This window comes from Amycolatopsis sp. NPDC051045 (assembly GCF_040682955.1).
Taxonomy (GTDB): Bacteria; Actinomycetota; Actinomycetes; order Mycobacteriales; family Pseudonocardiaceae; genus Amycolatopsis.
The window spans coordinates 1-17,656 of sequence record NZ_JBFBCC010000004.1 but is presented as its reverse complement, the minus strand read 5'-3'; the positions used below and the strand labels follow the sequence as shown (position 1 = coordinate 17,656).

At 71.4% G+C, this 17,656-nt stretch carries 19 protein-coding genes and 2 riboswitches; of the genes, 10 read left to right on the top strand and 9 right to left on the bottom strand.

Features of this window, described 5'->3' with window-relative positions; genetic code table 11:
- The first annotated feature begins 27 nt into the window (after positions 1 to 27).
- Positions 28 to 1,548 carry an MFS transporter gene (locus AB0M80_RS11145; protein ID WP_364562126.1) on the top strand — a complete coding sequence of 507 codons (1,521 nt, stop codon included), beginning with the start codon at positions 28 to 30 and terminating at the stop codon, positions 1,546 to 1,548.
- A 6-nt stretch (positions 1,549 to 1,554) separates the two neighbouring features.
- Here AB0M80_RS11145 and AB0M80_RS11140 read toward each other — a convergent pair whose 3' ends face one another.
- Positions 1,555 to 2,508 carry a threonine/serine dehydratase gene (locus AB0M80_RS11140; protein ID WP_364562123.1) on the bottom strand — a complete coding sequence of 318 codons (954 nt, stop codon included), beginning with the start codon at positions 2,506 to 2,508 and terminating at the stop codon, positions 1,555 to 1,557.
- A gap of 146 nt (positions 2,509 to 2,654) precedes the next feature.
- On the opposite strand from AB0M80_RS11140, the gene AB0M80_RS11135 reads away from it, so the two are divergent.
- A complete protein-coding gene (locus AB0M80_RS11135) occupies positions 2,655 to 3,386 on the top strand; it encodes a hypothetical protein (protein WP_364562120.1) in 732 nt (243 codons plus the stop codon).
- 39 nt (positions 3,387 to 3,425) lie between these two features.
- Here the strand turns inward: AB0M80_RS11135 and thiE are convergent, their stop codons facing one another.
- A complete protein-coding gene (gene thiE / locus AB0M80_RS11130; RefSeq protein ID WP_364562118.1) occupies positions 3,426 to 4,085 on the bottom strand; it encodes a thiamine phosphate synthase in 660 nt (219 codons plus the stop codon).
- A 62-nt stretch (positions 4,086 to 4,147) separates the two neighbouring features.
- Positions 4,148 to 4,253: riboswitch (TPP riboswitch) on the top strand.
- On the opposite strand from thiE, the gene thiO reads away from it, so the two are divergent.
- The 4 genes from thiO (at position 4,247) to AB0M80_RS11110 (ending at position 6,913) form a co-directional block, all read left to right on the top strand.
- The gene (gene thiO, locus AB0M80_RS11125) at positions 4,247 to 5,320 is read left to right on the top strand and encodes a glycine oxidase ThiO (RefSeq protein WP_364562115.1); all 1,074 of its coding nucleotides are present in this window, start codon (positions 4,247 to 4,249) and stop codon (positions 5,318 to 5,320) included. (Overlaps the previous riboswitch by 7 nt.)
- Entirely contained in the window at positions 5,320 to 5,520 is a 201-nt protein-coding gene (gene thiS, locus AB0M80_RS11120; protein WP_364562113.1) for a sulfur carrier protein ThiS, read from the top strand. The genes thiO and thiS overlap by 1 nt, the downstream gene beginning before the upstream one ends.
- 1 nt (position 5,521) lies before the next feature.
- The gene (locus tag AB0M80_RS11115; RefSeq protein ID WP_364562110.1) at positions 5,522 to 6,280 is read left to right on the top strand and encodes a thiazole synthase; all 759 of its coding nucleotides are present in this window, start codon (positions 5,522 to 5,524) and stop codon (positions 6,278 to 6,280) included.
- 198 nt (positions 6,281 to 6,478) lie between these two features.
- The gene (locus tag AB0M80_RS11110; RefSeq protein ID WP_364562107.1) at positions 6,479 to 6,913 is read left to right on the top strand and encodes a MarR family transcriptional regulator; all 435 of its coding nucleotides are present in this window, start codon (positions 6,479 to 6,481) and stop codon (positions 6,911 to 6,913) included.
- A gap of 45 nt (positions 6,914 to 6,958) precedes the next feature.
- Here the strand turns inward: AB0M80_RS11110 and thiD (AB0M80_RS11105) are convergent, their stop codons facing one another.
- Entirely contained in the window at positions 6,959 to 7,786 is an 828-nt protein-coding gene (thiD, locus tag AB0M80_RS11105) for a bifunctional hydroxymethylpyrimidine kinase/phosphomethylpyrimidine kinase (RefSeq protein ID WP_364562104.1), read from the bottom strand.
- A gap of 111 nt (positions 7,787 to 7,897) precedes the next feature.
- On the opposite strand from thiD (AB0M80_RS11105), the gene AB0M80_RS11100 reads away from it, so the two are divergent.
- The gene (locus AB0M80_RS11100) at positions 7,898 to 8,908 is read left to right on the top strand and encodes a phosphatidylinositol-specific phospholipase C domain-containing protein (RefSeq protein WP_364562102.1); all 1,011 of its coding nucleotides are present in this window, start codon (positions 7,898 to 7,900) and stop codon (positions 8,906 to 8,908) included.
- Here AB0M80_RS11100 and AB0M80_RS11095 read toward each other — a convergent pair.
- From AB0M80_RS11095 to AB0M80_RS11075, 5 genes are all read right to left on the bottom strand, one after another.
- Positions 8,905 to 9,087, bottom strand: coding sequence for a zinc-binding dehydrogenase (locus tag AB0M80_RS11095; protein WP_364562100.1), 183 nt, complete (start codon positions 9,085 to 9,087; stop codon positions 8,905 to 8,907). The genes AB0M80_RS11100 and AB0M80_RS11095 overlap by 4 nt on opposite strands.
- Before the next feature lie 18 nt (positions 9,088 to 9,105).
- Complete coding sequence (locus AB0M80_RS11090) at positions 9,106 to 9,618, bottom strand: hypothetical protein (protein WP_364562097.1); 513 nt, start codon at positions 9,616 to 9,618, stop codon at positions 9,106 to 9,108.
- Between the two features lie 41 nt (positions 9,619 to 9,659).
- On the bottom strand, positions 9,660 to 10,460 hold the full coding sequence (thiD, locus tag AB0M80_RS11085) for a bifunctional hydroxymethylpyrimidine kinase/phosphomethylpyrimidine kinase (protein ID WP_364562094.1): 801 nt from the start codon (positions 10,458 to 10,460) through the stop codon (positions 9,660 to 9,662).
- Complete coding sequence (gene thiC / locus AB0M80_RS11080; protein ID WP_364562093.1) at positions 10,457 to 12,094, bottom strand: phosphomethylpyrimidine synthase ThiC; 1,638 nt, start codon at positions 12,092 to 12,094, stop codon at positions 10,457 to 10,459. Before thiC ends, thiD (AB0M80_RS11085) begins: the two co-directional genes overlap by 4 nt.
- Positions 12,088 to 12,210: riboswitch (TPP riboswitch) on the bottom strand. (Overlaps the previous gene by 7 nt.)
- Before the next feature lie 47 nt (positions 12,211 to 12,257).
- Positions 12,258 to 13,169, bottom strand: coding sequence for a trypsin-like peptidase domain-containing protein (locus tag AB0M80_RS11075; RefSeq protein WP_364562091.1), 912 nt, complete (start codon positions 13,167 to 13,169; stop codon positions 12,258 to 12,260).
- 436 nt (positions 13,170 to 13,605) lie between these two features.
- Here AB0M80_RS11075 and AB0M80_RS11070 point away from each other — a divergent pair, with 436 nt between their 5' ends.
- Positions 13,606 to 15,774, top strand: a complete 2,169-nt coding sequence (locus tag AB0M80_RS11070; protein ID WP_364562088.1) for a glycoside hydrolase family 15 protein — start codon at positions 13,606 to 13,608, stop codon at positions 15,772 to 15,774.
- A 74-nt stretch (positions 15,775 to 15,848) separates the two neighbouring features.
- Here AB0M80_RS11070 and AB0M80_RS11065 read toward each other — a convergent pair whose 3' ends face one another.
- Positions 15,849 to 16,427, bottom strand: a complete 579-nt coding sequence (locus AB0M80_RS11065) for a peptide deformylase (protein WP_364562085.1) — start codon at positions 16,425 to 16,427, stop codon at positions 15,849 to 15,851.
- 155 nt (positions 16,428 to 16,582) lie between these two features.
- On the opposite strand from AB0M80_RS11065, the gene AB0M80_RS11060 reads away from it, so the two are divergent.
- Together AB0M80_RS11060 and AB0M80_RS11055 are read left to right on the top strand one after the other, a co-directional pair.
- Entirely contained in the window at positions 16,583 to 16,891 is a 309-nt protein-coding gene (locus tag AB0M80_RS11060; protein ID WP_364562082.1) for a DUF3263 domain-containing protein, read from the top strand.
- Positions 16,888 to 17,541, top strand: a complete 654-nt coding sequence (locus tag AB0M80_RS11055) for a LytR C-terminal domain-containing protein (RefSeq protein ID WP_364562079.1) — start codon at positions 16,888 to 16,890, stop codon at positions 17,539 to 17,541. The genes AB0M80_RS11060 and AB0M80_RS11055 overlap by 4 nt, the downstream gene beginning before the upstream one ends.
- The last annotated feature ends 115 nt before the right edge of the window (positions 17,542 to 17,656 follow it).

Sequence of the window (17,656 nt, the reverse complement as noted above, 5' to 3'; positions counted from 1 at the left end):
GGTCCCCGGTCGCGGTGAAGTGACCGGGTGACTGCCACCGAAGACACCGGCATCCGGTGGGGAACCCGCGCCGCGCGGGGCGTGCTCGCGACCACCATCCTCGGGTCCGGCATGGCGATGCTCGACGGGACCATCGTCAACGTCGCCCTGCCCCGCATCGGCGCCGAACTGAACGCCTCCGTGGCGGGGCTCCAGTGGATCCTCGACGGCTACCTGCTGGCGCTCGCCGCGCTGATCCTCGTCGCGGGTTCGCTCGGCGACCGGTACGGCAGGCGCCGCACCTACCTCATCGGCGTGGTCTGGTTCGGGATCGCCTCCGGGCTGTGCGCCGCCGCGACGTCCACCGAAATGCTCGTCGCGACGCGGATCCTGCAGGGCATCGGCGGCGCCCTCCTGACGCCCGGCTCGCTCGCGATCCTCCAGGCGTCCTTCGCGCACGACGCCCGTGCCCGCGCGATCGGCGCCTGGTCCGGCCTCGGCGGCATCGCGGCCGCCGCCGGGCCGCTGCTCGGCGGCTTCCTCGTGCAGGTCTGGTCGTGGCGGCTGGCGTTCCTCATCAACGTGCCGATCGCGGTCGCCGTGCTCCTCATGGCGCGCAAGTTCGTCCCCGAATCCCGCGACACCGACGCCACCGGGCACCCGGACTTCGGTGCCGCCGCCCTCGGCGCCCTCGGCCTCGCCGGAGTGACCGGCGCGCTGGTGGAGGCGCCCGCCCGCGGCATCGGCGACCCACTCGTGCTGGTCGCGGGCCTGCTGGGGATCGCGGGGCTGGCCGGGTTCGTCGCCGTCCAGCACCGCTCGGCGGAACCGCTCGTGCCGCCGTCGCTGTTCCGCGACCGCACGTTCACCCTTTCGAACGCCTTGACGTTCGTCGTCTACGCGGCGCTGGGCGGCGTGATGATGCTGCTGGTCATGCAGCTCCAGGTGTCGCTCGGCTACTCGCCGACCGCGTCCGGGCTGGCCGGGCTGCCGCTGACGGTGATCATGCTGCTGCTCTCGGGCCGTTCGGGCGCGCTCGCGCAGCGCATCGGCCCGCGCACGCAGCTGGTGGTCGGCCCGATCGTGGTCGGCATCGGGATGCTGCTGATGCTGCGCATCGCACCCGGCGCGTCCTACCTCGGCACGGTGCTGCCCGCGGTCGTGGTGTTCGGGCTCGGCCTGGCGACGGTCGTGGCCCCGGTGACCGCGACGGTGCTCGCCGCGGCCCCGGACCGCTACGTCGGCGTCGCGTCCGGCGTCAACAACGCCATCGCCCGCTCGGGCGGCCTGCTGGCGGTGGCGGTGCTGCCCGCCGCGGCCGGGCTGACCGGGGAGGCGTACGCCGACCCGGTCGCGCTCACCGCGGGCTGGCGGACGGCGCTGATCATCTGCGCGGCGCTGGCGATCGCGGGTGGGCTGATCGCGCTGGGCATCCACAACGGCGTCCTCGAACCACCTCCGGTGGCGAAGCCGGACGACGAGTGCCCCCACCTGGGCGAGTGCTACCACTGCGGCGTCGAGGGGCCGCCGACGCACATCCGCCGAGGCTCCTCCGTCGCCGGCTCCTGAGCTCGGTCACCCCGTCGCGAGGATCTCGGCGAACATCGCCGGGTCGGCGTTGCCGCCCGAGACCAGGGCGACCGTGCGCCCGGCGGGCAGCTCGTCGGCGTGGAACAGGTACGCCGCCGTCGTCACCGCGCCGCTGGGCTCGGCCACCAGCCGGGCCTTGCGGGCGAGGACGCGCACGGCCTCGCGGATCTCGTCCTCGGTCACCGTGACCATCTGATCGACGACGGCCTGCAAATGGGCGAAGGTCAGCTCGGACGGCTGCGAGCGCAGGCCGTCGGCGATCGTGCGGGCGCGGTCGGCCTGCGGCCAGCGGACCAGCTCGCCCCGCCGGAGGCTGTCGGCGGCGTCCGCGGCCAGCGCGGGCTCGACCCCGATCACGCGCGCCCGCGGGCACCGGGCCTTGAGCGCGGTACCGACGCCGGCCGCCAGCCCGCCACCGCTGATCGGGACGAGCACGACCTCGACGTCCGGCAGGTCCTCGGCGATCTCGAGGCCGGCGGTGCCCTGCCCGGCGATGATGGCCGCGTCGTCGAAGGGCGGCACGAGGGTCAGCCCGCGTTCGGCGGCCAGTTCGCGCGCTTTCGCCTCGTGCTCGCCGATCGGCACCTCGATGACTTCGGCGCCGTACGAGCGCGTGGCCGCCACTTTGATCCGCGGCGCGACGTCCGGCACGACGATCACCGCGGGCACGCCGTACCGTTGCGCGGCGTACGCGACCGCCTGCGCGTGGTTGCCGCTCGAGTACGCGATGACGCCGCGGGCGCGGGCCGCGTCGTCGAGGGCGGCGATCGCGTTGAACGCGCCGCGGACCTTGAACGCGCCGACCGGTTGCAGGCTTTCGGGTTTGAGCCACAGGGTCCCGCGGGGATCCCACGTCTGGAGCAGCAGGGGCGTGCGCACGGCGACATCTTCGACGCGCTTCGCGGCGGCCTCGATGTCAGAGATCGTCACCAGTTCCATGTGCCGAGTATGTCAAGAAAACGTTCGATATGGAGTGTCTATTGTAGACAGTCGGAGTGGCGCTCCTCACGCTGTGGCAACGCGGGGAGTTCCTCGCGCGCCTTACACGTTGGGCAGGGGAGAAGACTTACTACCGGATCGGGACCATGAGCAAGGAGAACGCAGCGACTTCCGAAGTGAAGGAAGAAAAGTCCGGCTTGAGGATCGCGCAGGTGATGGCGGCGGCGCTCGCGGCGGTGACCGCGGCGCTGCTCGGCTCGACGCTGGGCGTGGCGGGCACGGTGGTCGGCGCCGGCGTGGCGAGCGTGGTGTCGACGGTCGGCAGTGAGCTGTACCTGCGCTCACTGCAGCGCACCCGCGAGGCCGCGCTCAAGGCTCGCCAGCTGGCGACGTCGGGCATCCGGCGGCGGGGTCCCGCCGAGCCGGGGGACGTGCCGATCACCGACCAGCCGACGGTCCAGCTGGCGAAGCCCGAGGCGGTTTCGCGGCTGCGCAAGCTGCGCTGGCCGTTGCTCATCGGCACGAGCGCGGTGGCCTTCGTGGTGGCGATCGTGTCGATAGTCGGCTTCGAGTCGGCCACGGGAACGCAGATCGGCGGCGGCACGGGCTCGAGCATCGGCAAGATCTTTGCGGGCGGCGACGGTCACCCGGCCGAGACGCCGTCGACGACCCCGCCGACATCGACGGACGACACGCAGGTGTCCCCGACGGAGACGACCACGACGCCGCCGTCGGACACGTCGACGGCCCCGACGACCTCCTCGGAGTCCCCGACGTCCACCCCGAGCACGACGACCCAGCAGCCGTCGACCTCGGCCCCGGCGACGACGGCAACCCCGCCGACCAGCAAGGGCGCGGCGGCGACCCCGACCCCGTGAGTCCGTGAAGGCCACCCCAGCGGGTGGCCTTCACGGCTGTCAGGGGAGGCGGGCTCGCAGCTCCCGCGCCGCGGCCTCCGGGTCCTCGGCCTCGGTGATCGCCCGGACCACGACGATCCGCGACGCCCCCGCGTCGAGGACCTCCGGGAGCCGCGGCCCGTCGATGCCGCCGATCGCGAACCACGGCCGGTCCGGGGTCCAGGCCGCCGTCGCGCGCACCAGATCAAGGCCTGGCGCCGGGCGGCCCGGCTTGGTCGGCGTCGGCCAGCACGGCCCCGTGCAGAAGTAGTCGACCCCCGGCTCCGCGGCCGCGGCGAGGGCCTGGTCGAGAGAGTGCGTCGACCGGCCGAGCACGACCTCGTCGCCGAGGATCCGGCGGGCCAGCGGCACCGGGATGTCGTCCTGCCCCAGGTGGAGCACATCCGCCTCGACCGCCAGGGCGACGTCCGCGCGGTCGTTCACCGACAGCAGCGCCCCGTGGCGGGCGCACGCCTCCGCCAGCACCTCCAGCGCCGCGATCTCGCCGGCCGCCTCCAGCGCGCCGGTCTTGTCGCGCAGCTGGATGATGTCGACACCGCCGGCGAGGGCCGCGTCGGCGAACGAAGCCAGGTCGCCGCGGGTTGTGCGGGCGTCCGTGCACAGGTAAAGGCGCGCGGCGTCGAGGCGGGCGCGGATCTTGTCACCGGAGAGGGCGGGCATAGCGGCGACCGTACCCCGCGCCTTGACCAGTTGGATTATCAACGAATGGCACAGTAGGCTGGACGCGTCCGCACGGGAGCCCGAGGCACGGGCTGAGAGGGAGCTGCCGCTCCGACCGTGGAACCTGATCCGGGTCATGCCGGCGCAGGGAGCGTGATCCCATGACGAACCTGGCAGTGGTGGGCGGCGGCGTGATCGGCCTGGCCGCGGCGTGGCGGGCTGCCGCCCGGAACCACCGGGTCACCGTGTACGACCCCGAACCCGTCCGCGGCGGCGCGTCCTGGCTGGCCGGCGGCATGCTCGCCCCGGTCACCGAGGCCTGGCCCGGCGAAGAGGACGTCCTGCGCCTCGGTGAGGCCTCGCTGAAGCGCTGGCCCGGTTTCGCCCGGGACCTCGCGCAAGAGGGCGTCGACCCCGGCCTGGCCGGGCACGGGACGCTCGTCGTCGCCTTCGACAGCGCCGATGTCGGGCACCTCGACATCCTCGCCGGCTACCTGCACTCCCTCGGGCGCGCGGCCGAGCGGCTCACCGGCCGGGAGGTCAAGCGGCTCGAACCCGGCACCGGGTCCGTCCGAAGTGGACTCCACGTGCCCGGCGACCTGGCCGTGGACAACCGGAAACTGCTCAGCGCCCTGTTTGCCGCCTGCGAACGGCGAGGCGTCGGGTTCGTCCGCGAGCGCGTCGAAAGAATCCCCGACGCCGAAGCCGTCGTCCTGGCCGCGGGCGCCTGGACCGGGCGGCTGCACCCGCAGCTCGCCGACGCCGTCCGGCCGCTCAAGGGCGAGATCCTCCGGCTCAAGCCGCGCCGCGGCTGCCTGCCGCCGCCCACGCACACCGTCCGGGCCGTCGTCGAGGGCCGCCCGATCTACCTCGTCCCGCGCGGTGACCAGGAGCTCGTCCTCGGCGCCACCCAGTACGAAGCCGGCTTCGACCAGGCCGTCACCGCCCGCGGTGTGCGCGAGCTGATCGAGGGCGCCGAACGCGTCTTCCCCGCGATCACCGAGTACGAGCTGGCCGAGACCGCCGCCGGCCTGCGGGCCGGCAGCCGGGACGCGCTGCCGTACCTCGGCGTCCTGGACGACGGCGTCTTCGCCGCGACCGGGCACCACCGCAACGGCCTGCTGATGGCCCCCGTGACCGCGGACGCCGTGGTCGCCTGGCTCGAGGGGGACGAGCCGCCCGAAGGCACCGAAGCCGCGTCCCCCGCCCGCCTGCACCAGAAGGAGCACGTGTGATGGAAATCAAGCTCAACGGCGAGTGGACGGAGTTCCCGGACGGCGCGACCGTCGCCGACGTCCTCGCCGCGACCGGCGGGCCGCGGCCGGGGATCGCCGTTGCGGTCGACGGGGTCGTCGTCCGCCGCGCCGACTGGCCGGCCACGCCCGTGCCCAAAGGTGCGGGCGTCGACGTGCTCACCGCGGTCCAGGGAGGCTGAAATGGACGAAGAACCGCTGGTCATCGGCGCCTGCAAGCTGACGTCCCGGCTGATCATCGGCACCGGCGGCGCGGCCAACCTCGCCGTGCTGGAACGCGCGCTGGTCGCGTCCGGCACCGAGCTGACCACCGTCGCCATGCGCCGCGCCGACGCCGAAGGCGGCTCCGGCGTCCTCGAGCTGCTGCGCCGCCTCGGCATCGAGCTGCTGCCCAACACCGCGGGCTGCCGCACGGCCGCCGAGGCCGTGCTCACCGCGCAGCTCGCGCGCGAGGCGCTCGATACCGATCTCATCAAGCTCGAAGTGCACGCCGACGACCGGACGCTGCTGCCGGACCCGATCGAAACCCTCGACGCGGCCGAACGGCTGGCCGCCGACGGGTTCACCGTGTTCGCCTACACGAACGACGACCCGGTGCTCGCGCTGCGCCTGGAGGAGGCCGGCTGCGCCGCGGTGATGCCGCTGGGCGCGCCGATCGGTACCGGCCTCGGCATCCGGAATCCGCACAACATCGAGCTGATCGTCGCGCGGGCGGGCGTGCCGGTGATCCTCGACGCCGGAATCGGCACGGCGTCGGACGCGACGCTCGCGATGGAGCTCGGCTGCGACGCCGTCCTGCTGTCCACCGCCGTCACCCGGGCGGCCGATCCCGAGCGGATGGCCGCGGCGATGCGGGCGGGCGTCGTCGCCGGACGGCTCGCCCGCGAGGCCGGGCGCGTACCGCAGCGCTTCTGGGCGCAGGCGTCGAGCCCGCCCCGCTGAACCGAGGTGGCTTACGGTGCCGATCGTTACCAATCCGACCACAGTCACAGCCGAATGGCTTCGCAGCAACGGTCACGTGCCGCGCGGAGGGGCGGCCTGCTTTTGGCCGGGTTGGTAACACCGAGCGTGACCCCGGACCCGTAAGGTGGACGGCATTTCCGGCGCACCCGCGGCGGGGCAGGGCAGAAGGAGCCAGCCGTGACGAGCACATCGGTCCAGGACGTCTCGGGCAGGTTGTACCTCGCCGTCGGCAGGCTGTCCCGGTCACTGCGGCAGGCCGGTGTGCCGGGGCCGGGCCACGGCGCCCTCTCGGCGCTCGCGACGCTGGTGCACGCGGGTCAGCTCCGGCTCGGCGACCTCGCGGCCAAGGAGGGGGTGGCCGCGGCGACCATGTCGCGGATCATCGCGTCACTGGTCGAAGCCGGGTACGTCAGCCGGGAGTCCGACCCGGTCGACCGGCGGGCGTGGCTGGCGAAGGCGACCGAAGAGGGGGAGCGGCTCGTCTCCGGGGTCCGCTCGACGCGGGTGCAGGAGCTGAACCGGCGGCTCGACCGGCTTGCGCCCGAGCACCGGGAAGCGCTGCTGGCGGCGCTGCCGGCGCTCGAAGCGCTGATCTCCGACGAAGACCGCTGAGCGGCTTCCTGCGCGTGCTGGGCCACCAGTCGATCGGCTGAACCTTCAGCGCTCCTCGGGAGCCAGCCGCCAGAAGGCCGAGACCGGGCCGACCTTGGCGCCCATCGGGTAGGCGTGCTCGACGGCGTGGGCGACGAACCACTTGCCGTAGTGCGCGGCCTCGACCACGGACATCCCCTTGGCCAGGCCCGCGGTGAGCGCCGACGCCATCGTGTCGCCCGCGCCGTGCGTGTGCGGCGTCGGGTACCGCTCGCCCGGCAGCTCCACGAACGTCGAGCCGTCGAAGAGGAGGTCGACGCACTCGGGGTCGGCCTGCAGGTGCCCGCTCTTGACCAGGACGTACCGCGGGCCCATCCGGTGCAGCACGACGGCCGCGGTGTGCATGCCCTCGCGGTCGGTCACGGTCATCCCGGTGAGCAGCCGGACCTCGTCGAGGTTCGGCGTCAGCACGGTCGCGCGCGGCAGCAGCTCGTCGCGCAGGGCCACGAGCCCGGCTTCGTCGAACAGCGGGTGGCCGTGCATCGACGCCGCCACCGGGTCGACGACGAACGGAATGCGGGCGTCCCGGCCGATCTCCGCGCGGTCGCAGGCCGCGGCGACGGCGTGGATGATCTCGGCCGACGCCAGCATGCCGGTCTTCGCTGCGCCGACGCCCATGTCCGCCGCGACGGCCTCGATCTGCCCGGCCACGATGTGCGGCGGCAGGTCGGCGCGGTCGTGCACGCCCAGGGTGTTCTGCACGGTGACGGCGGTGACCGCGACCAGGCCGTGCACGCCGCAGGTCAGGAACGTGCGCAGGTCCGCCTGCAGCCCGGCGGCACCGCCGGAGTCCGACCCGGCGATGGTCAACGCCGAGGGAGGGCTCGAGGTCATCGTCTTCCCGACTTCTGGTCTGGGCCAATCGGCCGCTTTTCCTTCATCAAGAGTCAACCACGGTGGCACATTGTGGGGGCTACTCACCAGTTCACGGGCGAAGGAGCCTGGATGAAGCTCTTCTCGGTGGTATTCCTCACGGCCGCTCTCGCGCTCTCCGGAGCGACGGCCGCGAACGCGGACAGCGCGAAGCTCTCCCACGTCACGACCGTCGGCGTGCACAACACGTACGACCCGGCGGCCTACGACTACCTGGCCCGGGCGCTGGACGCCGGGTCGTCGCTGATCGAGCTCGACGTCTGGCCGGACTTCTTCACCCACGAGTGGAAGGTCAGCCACTCGAACCCGCTGGGGAACAACAACAACTGCGTCGCGGCGACGTCGGCGGCCCAGCTGTACTCCGGCGGGAAGAACAAGAACCTGGAGTACTGCCTCGACGACATCCGGATCTGGCTGGCCGCCCACCCCGGGCACACGCCGATCACGCTCAAGCTCGAGATGAAGACGGGCTTCTCGGACAACACCGGCATGGGCCCGGACGAGCTGGACGCCACGTTCCGGGCGCACCTCGGCAGCGTCGCGTTCCGCCCGGCCGAGCTGCTCGGCAGCTACGGCACGCTCGACGACGCGGCCAAAGCGGACAACTGGCCGTCGGTGGACGCCTTGCGGGGCCGGGTGCTCACCGAGATCATCCCGGGCACGGTGGAGGAGGGGAACTCGACCGACACGCTGAAGACCGACGTCGAGTACGCGCGGTACCTGGTCGGGCTCAAGAACGCGGGCCGGCTCGGTGACGCGAACATCTTCCCCACCGTGCACGGCGCGGCCGGCGGTGACCCGCGGGACAAGTACACCGCCGACCTCAAGCCGTGGTTCGTGGTGTTCGACGGCGACGCGAACGCGTGGGTGACCCAGACCGGGCCGTGGTGGTACGACGCGAACCACTACTACGTGGTGATGACCGACGGGCAGAACGTCGCGCCGGCCATCGACGCCCACAACCCGACGGTCGAGCAGGCCAACCAGCGCGTCGCCGAGCTGGCGAAGCAGCACGCATCGGTGGTCACCGCGGACTGGACCGGGCTCACGACGGTGCTGCCCCAGGTGCTCGCCCGGGGTTAGACGGTCAGCACGAGCTCGCCGGACACCCGGCCGGACGCACCCAGCTCGTGCGCCTTGGCGACGTGCTCCAGCGGGAAGGTCTGCTCGACGCGGACGTGCGGCTGACCGGCCTCGATCAGTTCGACGAGGCCGGTCAGCCCGCCGCGGTCCGGCTCGACGAGGATCCCGGACGTCCGCACCTCAGCCGGTCCGCTGACTCACGATTCCCACCAGTGCGGCTGGTCGACGCCGGGTTCGTCCGGCAGCGGGAAGTGGAACGGGACACGGAGCCGCTCGGCGATCGCCTGACCCTTCCGCACGGCTTCGTCTCGCACTGATTCCGTTCGGCCGAGGTGCGGCACGAACCGGCCGAGGGCGACCAGGTGGAACTTCGGAGCGGCCACGACCACGCACAACTCCGTGTGCCAGCCGCGGGAGTCGCCGTCCCAGGTGATCTCGACGGCGACCGGTGTCAGGTTCTGCTCGGCCAGGTCGGCGAGCATCCCGTCCACCGTGTACTCCGGCGGCGGCTTCAGCAGGCCACGTTCGTGGAGGAGCGCGGTGCGGTAGCCGACCAGCCCCTTGCCTTCGTTGATGCCCGGTACCGGTGTGATGCCGGACTTCTCGCGCAGGGCCGTGATCACGCGCAGGAAGTGGCCTTCGGTGAGCCAGGCGTCGATCTCGGTGCGCAGCTCGCCGGGCAGGATCGCCCACAGCTCCTCGGGTTCCATCGGCCCAGTCTGGCAGTCCGGATGCCCGGTCCGCGGGCGATTTACCGCTCCAGCACCCAGAACGGCGACACCGGGCCCACCCCGGCGCCCAGCGGATAAGCCTCCGCGACACACCGCTCGATGAACTTCTTCCCCGCCGCCACGGCATCCGGCACCGAGGTGCCCTTCGCGAGGGACGCCGTGATCGCCGACGCCAGCGTGTCTCCGCCGCCGTGGGTGTTCTCCGTCTCGTACCGCGGGCCGCTCAGTTCGATGAACTCGCGGCCGTCCGACAGCAGGTCCACGCAATCCGCAGTGCCCGTCATGTGACCGCCCTTGACCAGGACCCAGCGCGAGCCGAACTCCAGCAGGGCCTCGGCGGCGGCGCGCTGCGATGCGGAGTCGACCACCGGAACACCGGTCAGCAACCGAACTTCGTCGAGGTTCGGCGTGATCAGCGTCGCGCGTGGGAACAGTTCCGTGCGGATCGCCTCCAGGGCGTCCTCGCGCAGCAGTGCGTGCCCCGTCATCGAGGCCGCCACCGGGTCGACCACCAACGGGAAGTCCAGGCCGAGCTCGTCGAGTGTCTTCGCCACCGCGCGGATGATCTCCGCGGTCGCCAGCATGCCCGTCTTCGCCGCGTCGACGCCCATGTCGGTCGCCACCGCCTTGATCTGCGCGGTGACCACGTCGGCCGGGATCTCGGTGAAGCCCTGCACGCCCAAGGAGTTCTGGACGGTCACCGCGGTCAGCGCGACCAGCCCGTGCACGCCGTTCGCGAAGAACGTGCGCAGGTCGGCCTGGATGCCCGCACCACCGCCGGAGTCCGAGCCGGCGATGGTGAGGGCGGTCCTCGGTGTCACGGCTGCACCACGGGCAGGTAGACCTTGTTGCCCTGCTCGCCGAACTCGGCCGACTTCTCCGCCATGCCGGCCTCGATCGCTTCCACAGTGGACAGTCCGTGCTCTTCGGCGTACTTGCGGACGTCCTGCGTGATGCGCATCGAGCAGAACTTCGGGCCGCACATCGAGCAGAAGTGCGCGGTCTTGGCCGGCTCGGCGGGCAGGGTTTCGTCGTGGAACGAGCGCGCCGTGTCGGGGTCGAGCGAGAGGTTGAACTGGTCGTTCCAGCGGAACTCGAAGCGCGCCTTGGACAGCTCGTCGTCCCATTCCTGCGCGTACTGGTGCCCCTTGGCCAGGTCCGCGGCGTGGGCGGCGATCTTGTACGTGATCACGCCGGTCTTCACGTCGTCGCGGTTGGGCAGGCCGAGGTGCTCCTTCGGCGTGACGTAGCACAGCATCGCCGTGCCGTACCAGCCGATCTGCGCCGCCCCGATGGCCGAGGTGATGTGGTCGTACCCCGGCGCGATGTCCGTCGCGAGCGGGCCGAGGGTGTAGAACGGCGCCTCGCCGCAGAGCTTTTCCTCCAGCTCCACGTTCTCCTTGATCTTGTGCATCGGCACGTGACCGGGGCCTTCGATCATCACCTGGACGTCGTGCGAGCGCGCGATGTGCGTCAGCTCGCCGAGGGTTTCCAGCTCCGCGAACTGGGCGCGGTCGTTGGCGTCGGCGATCGAGCCGGGGCGCAGGCCGTCGCCGAGGGAGAACGTCACGTCATACTGCCGGAGGATCTCGCAGAGTTCCTCGAAGTGCGTGTACAGGAACGATTCCTGGTGGTGCGCCAGGCACCACGCGGCCATGATCGACCCGCCACGGCTGACGATGCCGGTGACCCGCCGCGCGGTCAGCGGGATGTAGCGCAGCAGCACGCCGGCGTGCACGGTGACGTAGTCGACGCCCTGCTCGCACTGCTCGACGATCGTGTCGCGGTAGACCTCCCACGACAGCTTTTCCGGTTCCCCGTCGACCTTTTCGAGTGCCTGGTAGATCGGCACGGTGCCGACCGGGACCGGCGAATTGCGGACGATCCACTCCCGGGTCTCGTGGATCCGCTTGCCGGTGGACAGGTCCATGATCGTGTCGGCGCCCCAGCGGGTGGCCCACACCATCTTGTCGACCTCTTCTTCGACCGACGACCAGACGGCCGAGTTGCCCATGTTGGCGTTGATCTTCACCAGGAAGTTCTTGCCGATGATCATGGGTTCGGACTCGGGGTGCTTGCGGTTGGCGGGGATCACCGCGCGGCCACGGGCGACCTCGTCGCGCACGAATTCGGGCGAAACCCGTTCCCGGGCGGCGATGTACTCCATCTCGCGGGTGATGACACCCTGCTTGGCCCAGCCGAGCTGGGTGTTGTGCTCACGCCCGTCGGCCCAGCCCGCCCGCAGCCGGTGAAGTCCACTGTGGACGTCGATCTCGGCTTCCGGATCGGTGTACGGGCCCGAAGTGTCGTAGACGTCGAAGTGGTCCCCGTTGGAGAGATCGATCCGGCGCGCGGGAACGCGGAGCCCGGATTCGGTCTGGTGGTACACCTTGTGCGAGCCGGTGATCGGACCGGTCGTCACCTTTACGGCAGCGTTGTTCTCTAGCGTCGTCAACGACTTTCACTCCCTACGCCGGCATTACCCGGTCAGGTTCATGCGGTCGGCGACGCCTGGGAAACCCCAAGTCGCCCTCTCAGCCCGCCATGGCGCGAGCTCCCGCGTTGGTGTTGTGCCCCGACCATGCCACGCCGGGTCGGGATACTCAAGTGTCCTCACCTCACCCGACCAACTCGGCGGGTGTCGCGTAGACGTCGACCATGGCTCCGTTGCGCAGCACGGTGATCGGCAGTGCGGTGCCGATCACTTCGGCGAACAGCTGCCGCTGGATGCCTTGGGCGTCCGAGACGCGGGCGCGCCCGACGGTGAGCACGAGGTCGCCCGCTTTGAGACCCGCCCGGTCGGCGGGCCCGCCCGCGACCACTTCCCGCACCCGCAGCCCGGCGTTCTGCCCGGTGCGCTCGGCGACGTCGTCCGGCAACGGCGCGGGCAGGCCGACGACACCGAGGTACGCGCGCCGCACCCGGCCCTCGACGACGAGCGTGTCGATGATCCGCCGCGTCGTCGCGTTGATCGGCACCGCGAGCCCGAGGCCGACCCCGGCGACGGCGGTGTTGACGCCGACGACCCGGCCGGCGGAGTCGGCGAGCGCGCCGCCGGAGTTGCCCGGGTTGAGCGCGGCGTCGGTCTGGATGACGTCCTCGATCACGCGGGTCGTGCGGCCCTGCCGCACCGGCAGCGCCCGCCCGAGCGCGCTGACGACGCCGGCGGTGACGGTCCCGGAGAAGCCGAGCGGGTTCCCGACGGCCACGACGAGCTGCCCGACGACGAGCCGGTCGGCGTCCCCGAGCACGGCGGCCGGCGGTGTTCCCCCGCGCGCTCGCAGCACGGCGAGATCGGACAGCGGGTCGGCGCCGACGACGTCGAAGGGCACTTCAGTGCCGTCGGCGAAGGTGGCGACACCCTGCCGGTGGTCGTCGACGACGTGGGCGTTGGTGAGCAGGAGACCGTCGTCGGCGAAGACGACCGCCGAGCCGCTGCCGCGCGCGAGCTGCACCCCGGCGACGTGCGGGGTGACGGTCTTGGCGACCGTGCTGACCGCGCGTGAGTAGGCGTCCATGGCGTCGTCCATGCGTACCTCGATTACAGCGTTGCAGGTACTACAAGTCTGCGCTCGGTTTGGCGGGAGGTCCGTTCGCTGCTGGTGAACTCAGCTCTCGAGGGCGACGGTCACGCCGAAGCCGATCAGCAGCCCGCCCGAGGTGCGCTCCAGCCATCGCTCCACGTTGTCGCGGCGCAGACCAGCAGCGCGCCGGAGCCCGCGTGGGCCGGGACGAACTGCGGCAGGAACGACAGGGCGAACACGCCCGCCTTGGGGTTGCCGACGTTCGTGACCAGCCCGGAGCGGAAGCCTGCGTGGGCTGGCTGTCAACGGGCCGCAACACCATTGTCCGGACCAGTGACGGTCAGTGGTTCACCGGATCGGACCATGCGCCGGTGAAGGATGGGCGGCAGACTCCCAAGTCGCTTCTGTAACGGTGCAGAGGTGACTTTTCTGTGGGGTTGATATGCGCAAACTCATCTTCGGCGCCCTGGCCGGGCTGCTGGTCACCGGCTTGCTCCCGGCGACCGCGGCGGCCCAGGGCGGCGCGGCTCCCGGCGCGCCCGGGGCCCATCCCAGCTGGCTGCCCGCGAACAAGACCGGCTTCGGCACGGCCCGCGACCGCGGCAGCAACGTCTGGTTCACGCTCCAGGGCGGGCAGATGTCCGAGGTCTACTACCCGGACCTGTCGACACCCAGCGTCCGGTCGCTGAACTTCGTCGTCACGGACGGCCGCAGCTTCGCCGTCACCGACTACGCGGCGAAGTCGCAGCAGGTCCGGCGGACCGACGACGACAGCCTGACCTACGAGCAGACCATCACCGACGACCAGCACCGCTGGCGCCTCCGCAAGACCTACGTCACCGACCCGGCCGCCACGACCGTGCTGGTGGACGTCGACTTCCAGTCGCTCACCGGACGGCCCTACCAGCTCTACGCGGTCGCCGACCCGGACCTGACCAACGACGGCTCCGACGACTCGGCCGCCCGCTCGGGTGACGCCGTCACCGCGCAGGACGCGTCGAACGCCGCCGCCCTCACCGCGAGGCCCGCCTTCGTGAAGACCAGCGTCGGCTACGCGGGCGCGTCCGACGGCAACACCCAGCTCGCCAAGACGTTCAAGCTGGCCCCGTACGACAGCGCCGCGAAGGGCAACGTCGTGCTCACCGGGCAGACGGCCGCCGACGGCGTCCGCGGCCGGCACGTCACCCTCGCGCTCGGCATGGGCGCGAAGGCCGCCGACGCGCTCGGCAACGCGCAGGCGTCGCAGCGACGCGGTGTCCGCGACATCACGCGCGCCTACGACCGCGGCTGGGCGCAGTACCTGCGCGGGATCGGCAAGCCCCCGTCGTCGCTGAAGACGGACGCCGAGCGCGACCTCTACCAGGCGTCGATGCTGACGCTCGCCGCGAGCGAGGACAAGCACCACCCGGGCGCCTTCATCGCGTCGCCGAGCATGCCGTGGCGGTTCGGGAACAACGACCCGGAGTGGTCGCCGTCCGGTACCTACCACCTGGTCTGGCCGCGTGACCTCTACCAGATCGCGACCGGGCTGGCCGCCGGCGGCGACAAGTCCGCGGCGAACCGCGCCGTGACGTACATGTTCGGCACGCAGCAGCAGGCCGACGGGCACATGCCGCAGAACAGCCGGGTCGACGGCGTGCCGTACTGGACGTCGATCCAGCTCGACGAGACCGCGTTCCCGATCGTGCTGGCGCAGCAGCTCGGCCGCACCGACCTGTGGCCCGGCGTGCGCAAGGCCGCCGACTTCATCCTGGGGTACCGGGGCCCGAACGGGCAGCCGTCGCCGTACACCCAGCAGGAGCGGTGGGAAGAGCAGGACGGCTGGTCCCCGTCGACGATCGCCTCGGTGATCGCCGGGCTCGTCTGCGCCGCGGACCTCGCCCAGCACAACGGCGCTTGGGCGGACGCCGCCCGGTACCTCGCGGCGGCCGACAAGATGAAGGCCGACCTGCCCAAGCAGACGATCACCACGAACGGGCCGCTGTCGAAGGACCCGTACTTCGTCCGGCTCACCAAGGACGCCGACGCGAACGCCGGGACGACGTACAACCTGGGCAACTCGAGCGTGACGATGGACCAGCGCGCGGTCACCGACGCGGGCTTCCTCGACCTCGTCCGGCTCGGCATCTACCGCGCCGACGACCCGGTGATCCTCAACAGCGTGCGCGTCACGGACTCCGACATCGCCTTCACCACGCCGACCGGCCAGTTCTGGCACCGCTACACCAAGGACGGCTACGGCGAGCAGGCTGACGGTTCGCCGTGGGACTACACGTTCCCGGCGGAGAGCCGCACGACGTTCGGCAGGCTGTGGCCGCTGCTCGCCGGCGAACGCGGCGAGTACGAACTGGCTCTCGGTGACCGCTCCTCGGCCGCGCGGCGGCTGCGTGACCTCGGCCGGGTGAGCAGCTCGGCGGAGACCATGCCGGAGCAGGTGTGGGACGAGAACCCGCCGTCCGGGCAGACCGGCTTCCCGGCCGGCACGCCGAACACCTCGGCGACGCCGCTGGCCTGGACGCACGCCCAGTACGTCCGGCTCGCCTGGGACGTCAGGGCCGGGTCGGTGCTGGAGATGCCTCGCGTCGTCCGCTGCCACTTCCTCGGCTGCTGACGCGTCGCCAAAAGCCGTGAATGCCACATCGAGGGACTCGCGTCCCTCGATGTGGCATTCACGGACCTCTGGGGTCAGATGACGGCGCCGTCGTCCTCGGGGGTCTTCGGCGGCAGCCACGAGTTGCCCGGCACGCCCCACTTGTTGTGCTTCAGCATCTTCTTCGCGGCGCGCGCGTGCCGCCCGACCAGGCGGTCGAGGTAGATGTAGCCGTCGAGGTGGTCGGTCTCGTGCTGCAGGCAGCGCGCGAAGTAGCCGGTGCCCTCGACCTCGAGCGGGTTGCCCTCGACGTCGAAGCCGGTCACCTTCGCCCACTTGGCGCGGCCCGTCGGGTACGACTCGCCGGGCGCCGAGAGACAGCCCTCCCAGTCGTCGTCCGGGTCCGGCATGGTCTCCGGGATCTCCGACGTCTCCAGCTTCGGGTTGACGACGACGCCCTTGTGCCGCACGCCTTCGTCGTCCGGGCAGTCGTAGACGAACACCCGCAGGTCGAGGCCGATCTGGTTGGCCGCGAGACCGACGCCTTCGGCGGCGTACATCGTCTCGAACATGTCGTCCACGAGCGTGCGCAGCTTCTCGTCGTACTCGGTGATCTCCCGAGTCGGCTGGTGCAACACGGGCTCGCCGGCGATAACGATGGGGTGGATGGTCACGGCGGGCCAGTTTAGTCGGACCCCTCTGGTACACCTGCATCAGACCGTGACGCGCCGACGTCGATGCCCACGTCGGCGGCGGCTTCCGTGGTTGAATGGCGCCCGCGGAAGAGCTAGGTCTGATTCGCCATGACGCCCGATTGAGAGGGACTCGGATGGACGCCGCGGAGTCGATGGCTGAGCCGCAGCCGTCGCCGCCGAAGCCCGTGCCCGGCCTGACCGAACGCGAGGTCGAGATCCTCGCCTTCGAGCGTCAGTGGTGGCGGCACGCCGGGGCGAAGGAGAACGCCATCCGCGAACGGTTCTCGTTGTCGGCGACGCGCTACTACCAGCTGCTGAACAAGCTGCTGGAGAAGCCGGAGGCGATCGAGGCCGATCCGATGCTGGTGAAGCGGCTGCGCAAGACGCGCGCCACCCGCCAGCGCAAGCGTGGCGCCCGGCGACTGGGGATCGAGCTGAAATGAGTGTTTTTTCGGGCATGTCGCGGCCGATGAAGGCCGCGGGCGTCGCGTTGATCGGCGTGGCCATCATCGCCGCGGTCATCGGCGGGATCTCCGCGCTGGGCGGGGGCGACGGGGCGAACGAAGCCGGGCCGAGCGGCACGTCGACGCAGCCGGGGACGTCCGGCACCTCGTCGCCGCCTTCGGGCTCGACTTCTTCTTCGACGCCGCCTTCCCCGTCGACGAACCCTTCGTCGCCCGCACCGCCGTCGACGACCTCGCCGGGGGCCGGCCAGCCGACGTCGGCCGGCCCGGGACAGCCGGGACAGCCGGGACAGCCCGGTCAGCCGGGCGGTGACCAGCAGGCGTCCAACAAATGGGTGACCGTCCGGGTGTTCAACAACTCGACGATCAAGGGCCTGGCGGACCGGGCGGCGGAGGACTTCCGCGGCGCGGGCTGGAACGTCAACGAGGTCAGCAACTACTCCCAGGGCATCATCCCGACGACGACGGCGTACTACCGCCCGGGCACCGACGAGGAAGCCGCGGCCAAGCAGCTCGCGCAGGAGTTCGGCATCAAGGCCGAGCCCCGCTTCGAAGGCATCCAGAGCGCGAGCCCCGGGGTGATCGTCATCGTGACGAAGGAGTACCAGGGCGCCCACAAGGGCAGCTGAGCTTCCGGGAAGCGGCCGTCACCCGGAACCCAGACCGTCGCCGTGTCGCTGTCCGGCATCTCCGGGCTCGACCGCCTCACCCGTGTGCAGTTCACGAACAACCTGGTGATCGGCG

Excerpts from the sequence above, each read along its gene's own strand:
- AB0M80_RS11140 (WP_364562123.1), bottom strand. The coding sequence starts at position 2,508 with ATGGAACTGGTGACGATCTCTGACATCGAGGCCGCCGCGAAGCGCGTC.
- AB0M80_RS11135 (WP_364562120.1), top strand. The coding sequence starts at position 2,655 with ATGAGCAAGGAGAACGCAGCGACTTCCGAAGTGAAGGAAGAAAAGTCC.
- thiE (WP_364562118.1), bottom strand. The coding sequence starts at position 4,085 with ATGCCCGCCCTCTCCGGTGACAAGATCCGCGCCCGCCTCGACGCCGCG.
- thiO (WP_364562115.1), top strand. The coding sequence starts at position 4,247 with ATGACGAACCTGGCAGTGGTGGGCGGCGGCGTGATCGGCCTGGCCGCG.
- thiS (WP_364562113.1), top strand. The coding sequence starts at position 5,320 with ATGGAAATCAAGCTCAACGGCGAGTGGACGGAGTTCCCGGACGGCGCG.
- AB0M80_RS11115 (WP_364562110.1), top strand. The coding sequence starts at position 5,522 with ATGGACGAAGAACCGCTGGTCATCGGCGCCTGCAAGCTGACGTCCCGG.
- thiD (WP_364562104.1), bottom strand. The coding sequence starts at position 7,786 with ATGACCTCGAGCCCTCCCTCGGCGTTGACCATCGCCGGGTCGGACTCC.
- AB0M80_RS11100 (WP_364562102.1), top strand. The coding sequence starts at position 7,898 with ATGAAGCTCTTCTCGGTGGTATTCCTCACGGCCGCTCTCGCGCTCTCC.
- AB0M80_RS11090 (WP_364562097.1), bottom strand. The coding sequence starts at position 9,618 with ATGGAACCCGAGGAGCTGTGGGCGATCCTGCCCGGCGAGCTGCGCACC.
- AB0M80_RS11075 (WP_364562091.1), bottom strand. The coding sequence starts at position 13,169 with ATGGACGACGCCATGGACGCCTACTCACGCGCGGTCAGCACGGTCGCC.
- AB0M80_RS11070 (WP_364562088.1), top strand. The coding sequence starts at position 13,606 with ATGCGCAAACTCATCTTCGGCGCCCTGGCCGGGCTGCTGGTCACCGGC.
- AB0M80_RS11060 (WP_364562082.1), top strand. The coding sequence starts at position 16,583 with ATGGACGCCGCGGAGTCGATGGCTGAGCCGCAGCCGTCGCCGCCGAAG.
- AB0M80_RS11055 (WP_364562079.1), top strand. The coding sequence starts at position 16,888 with ATGAGTGTTTTTTCGGGCATGTCGCGGCCGATGAAGGCCGCGGGCGTC.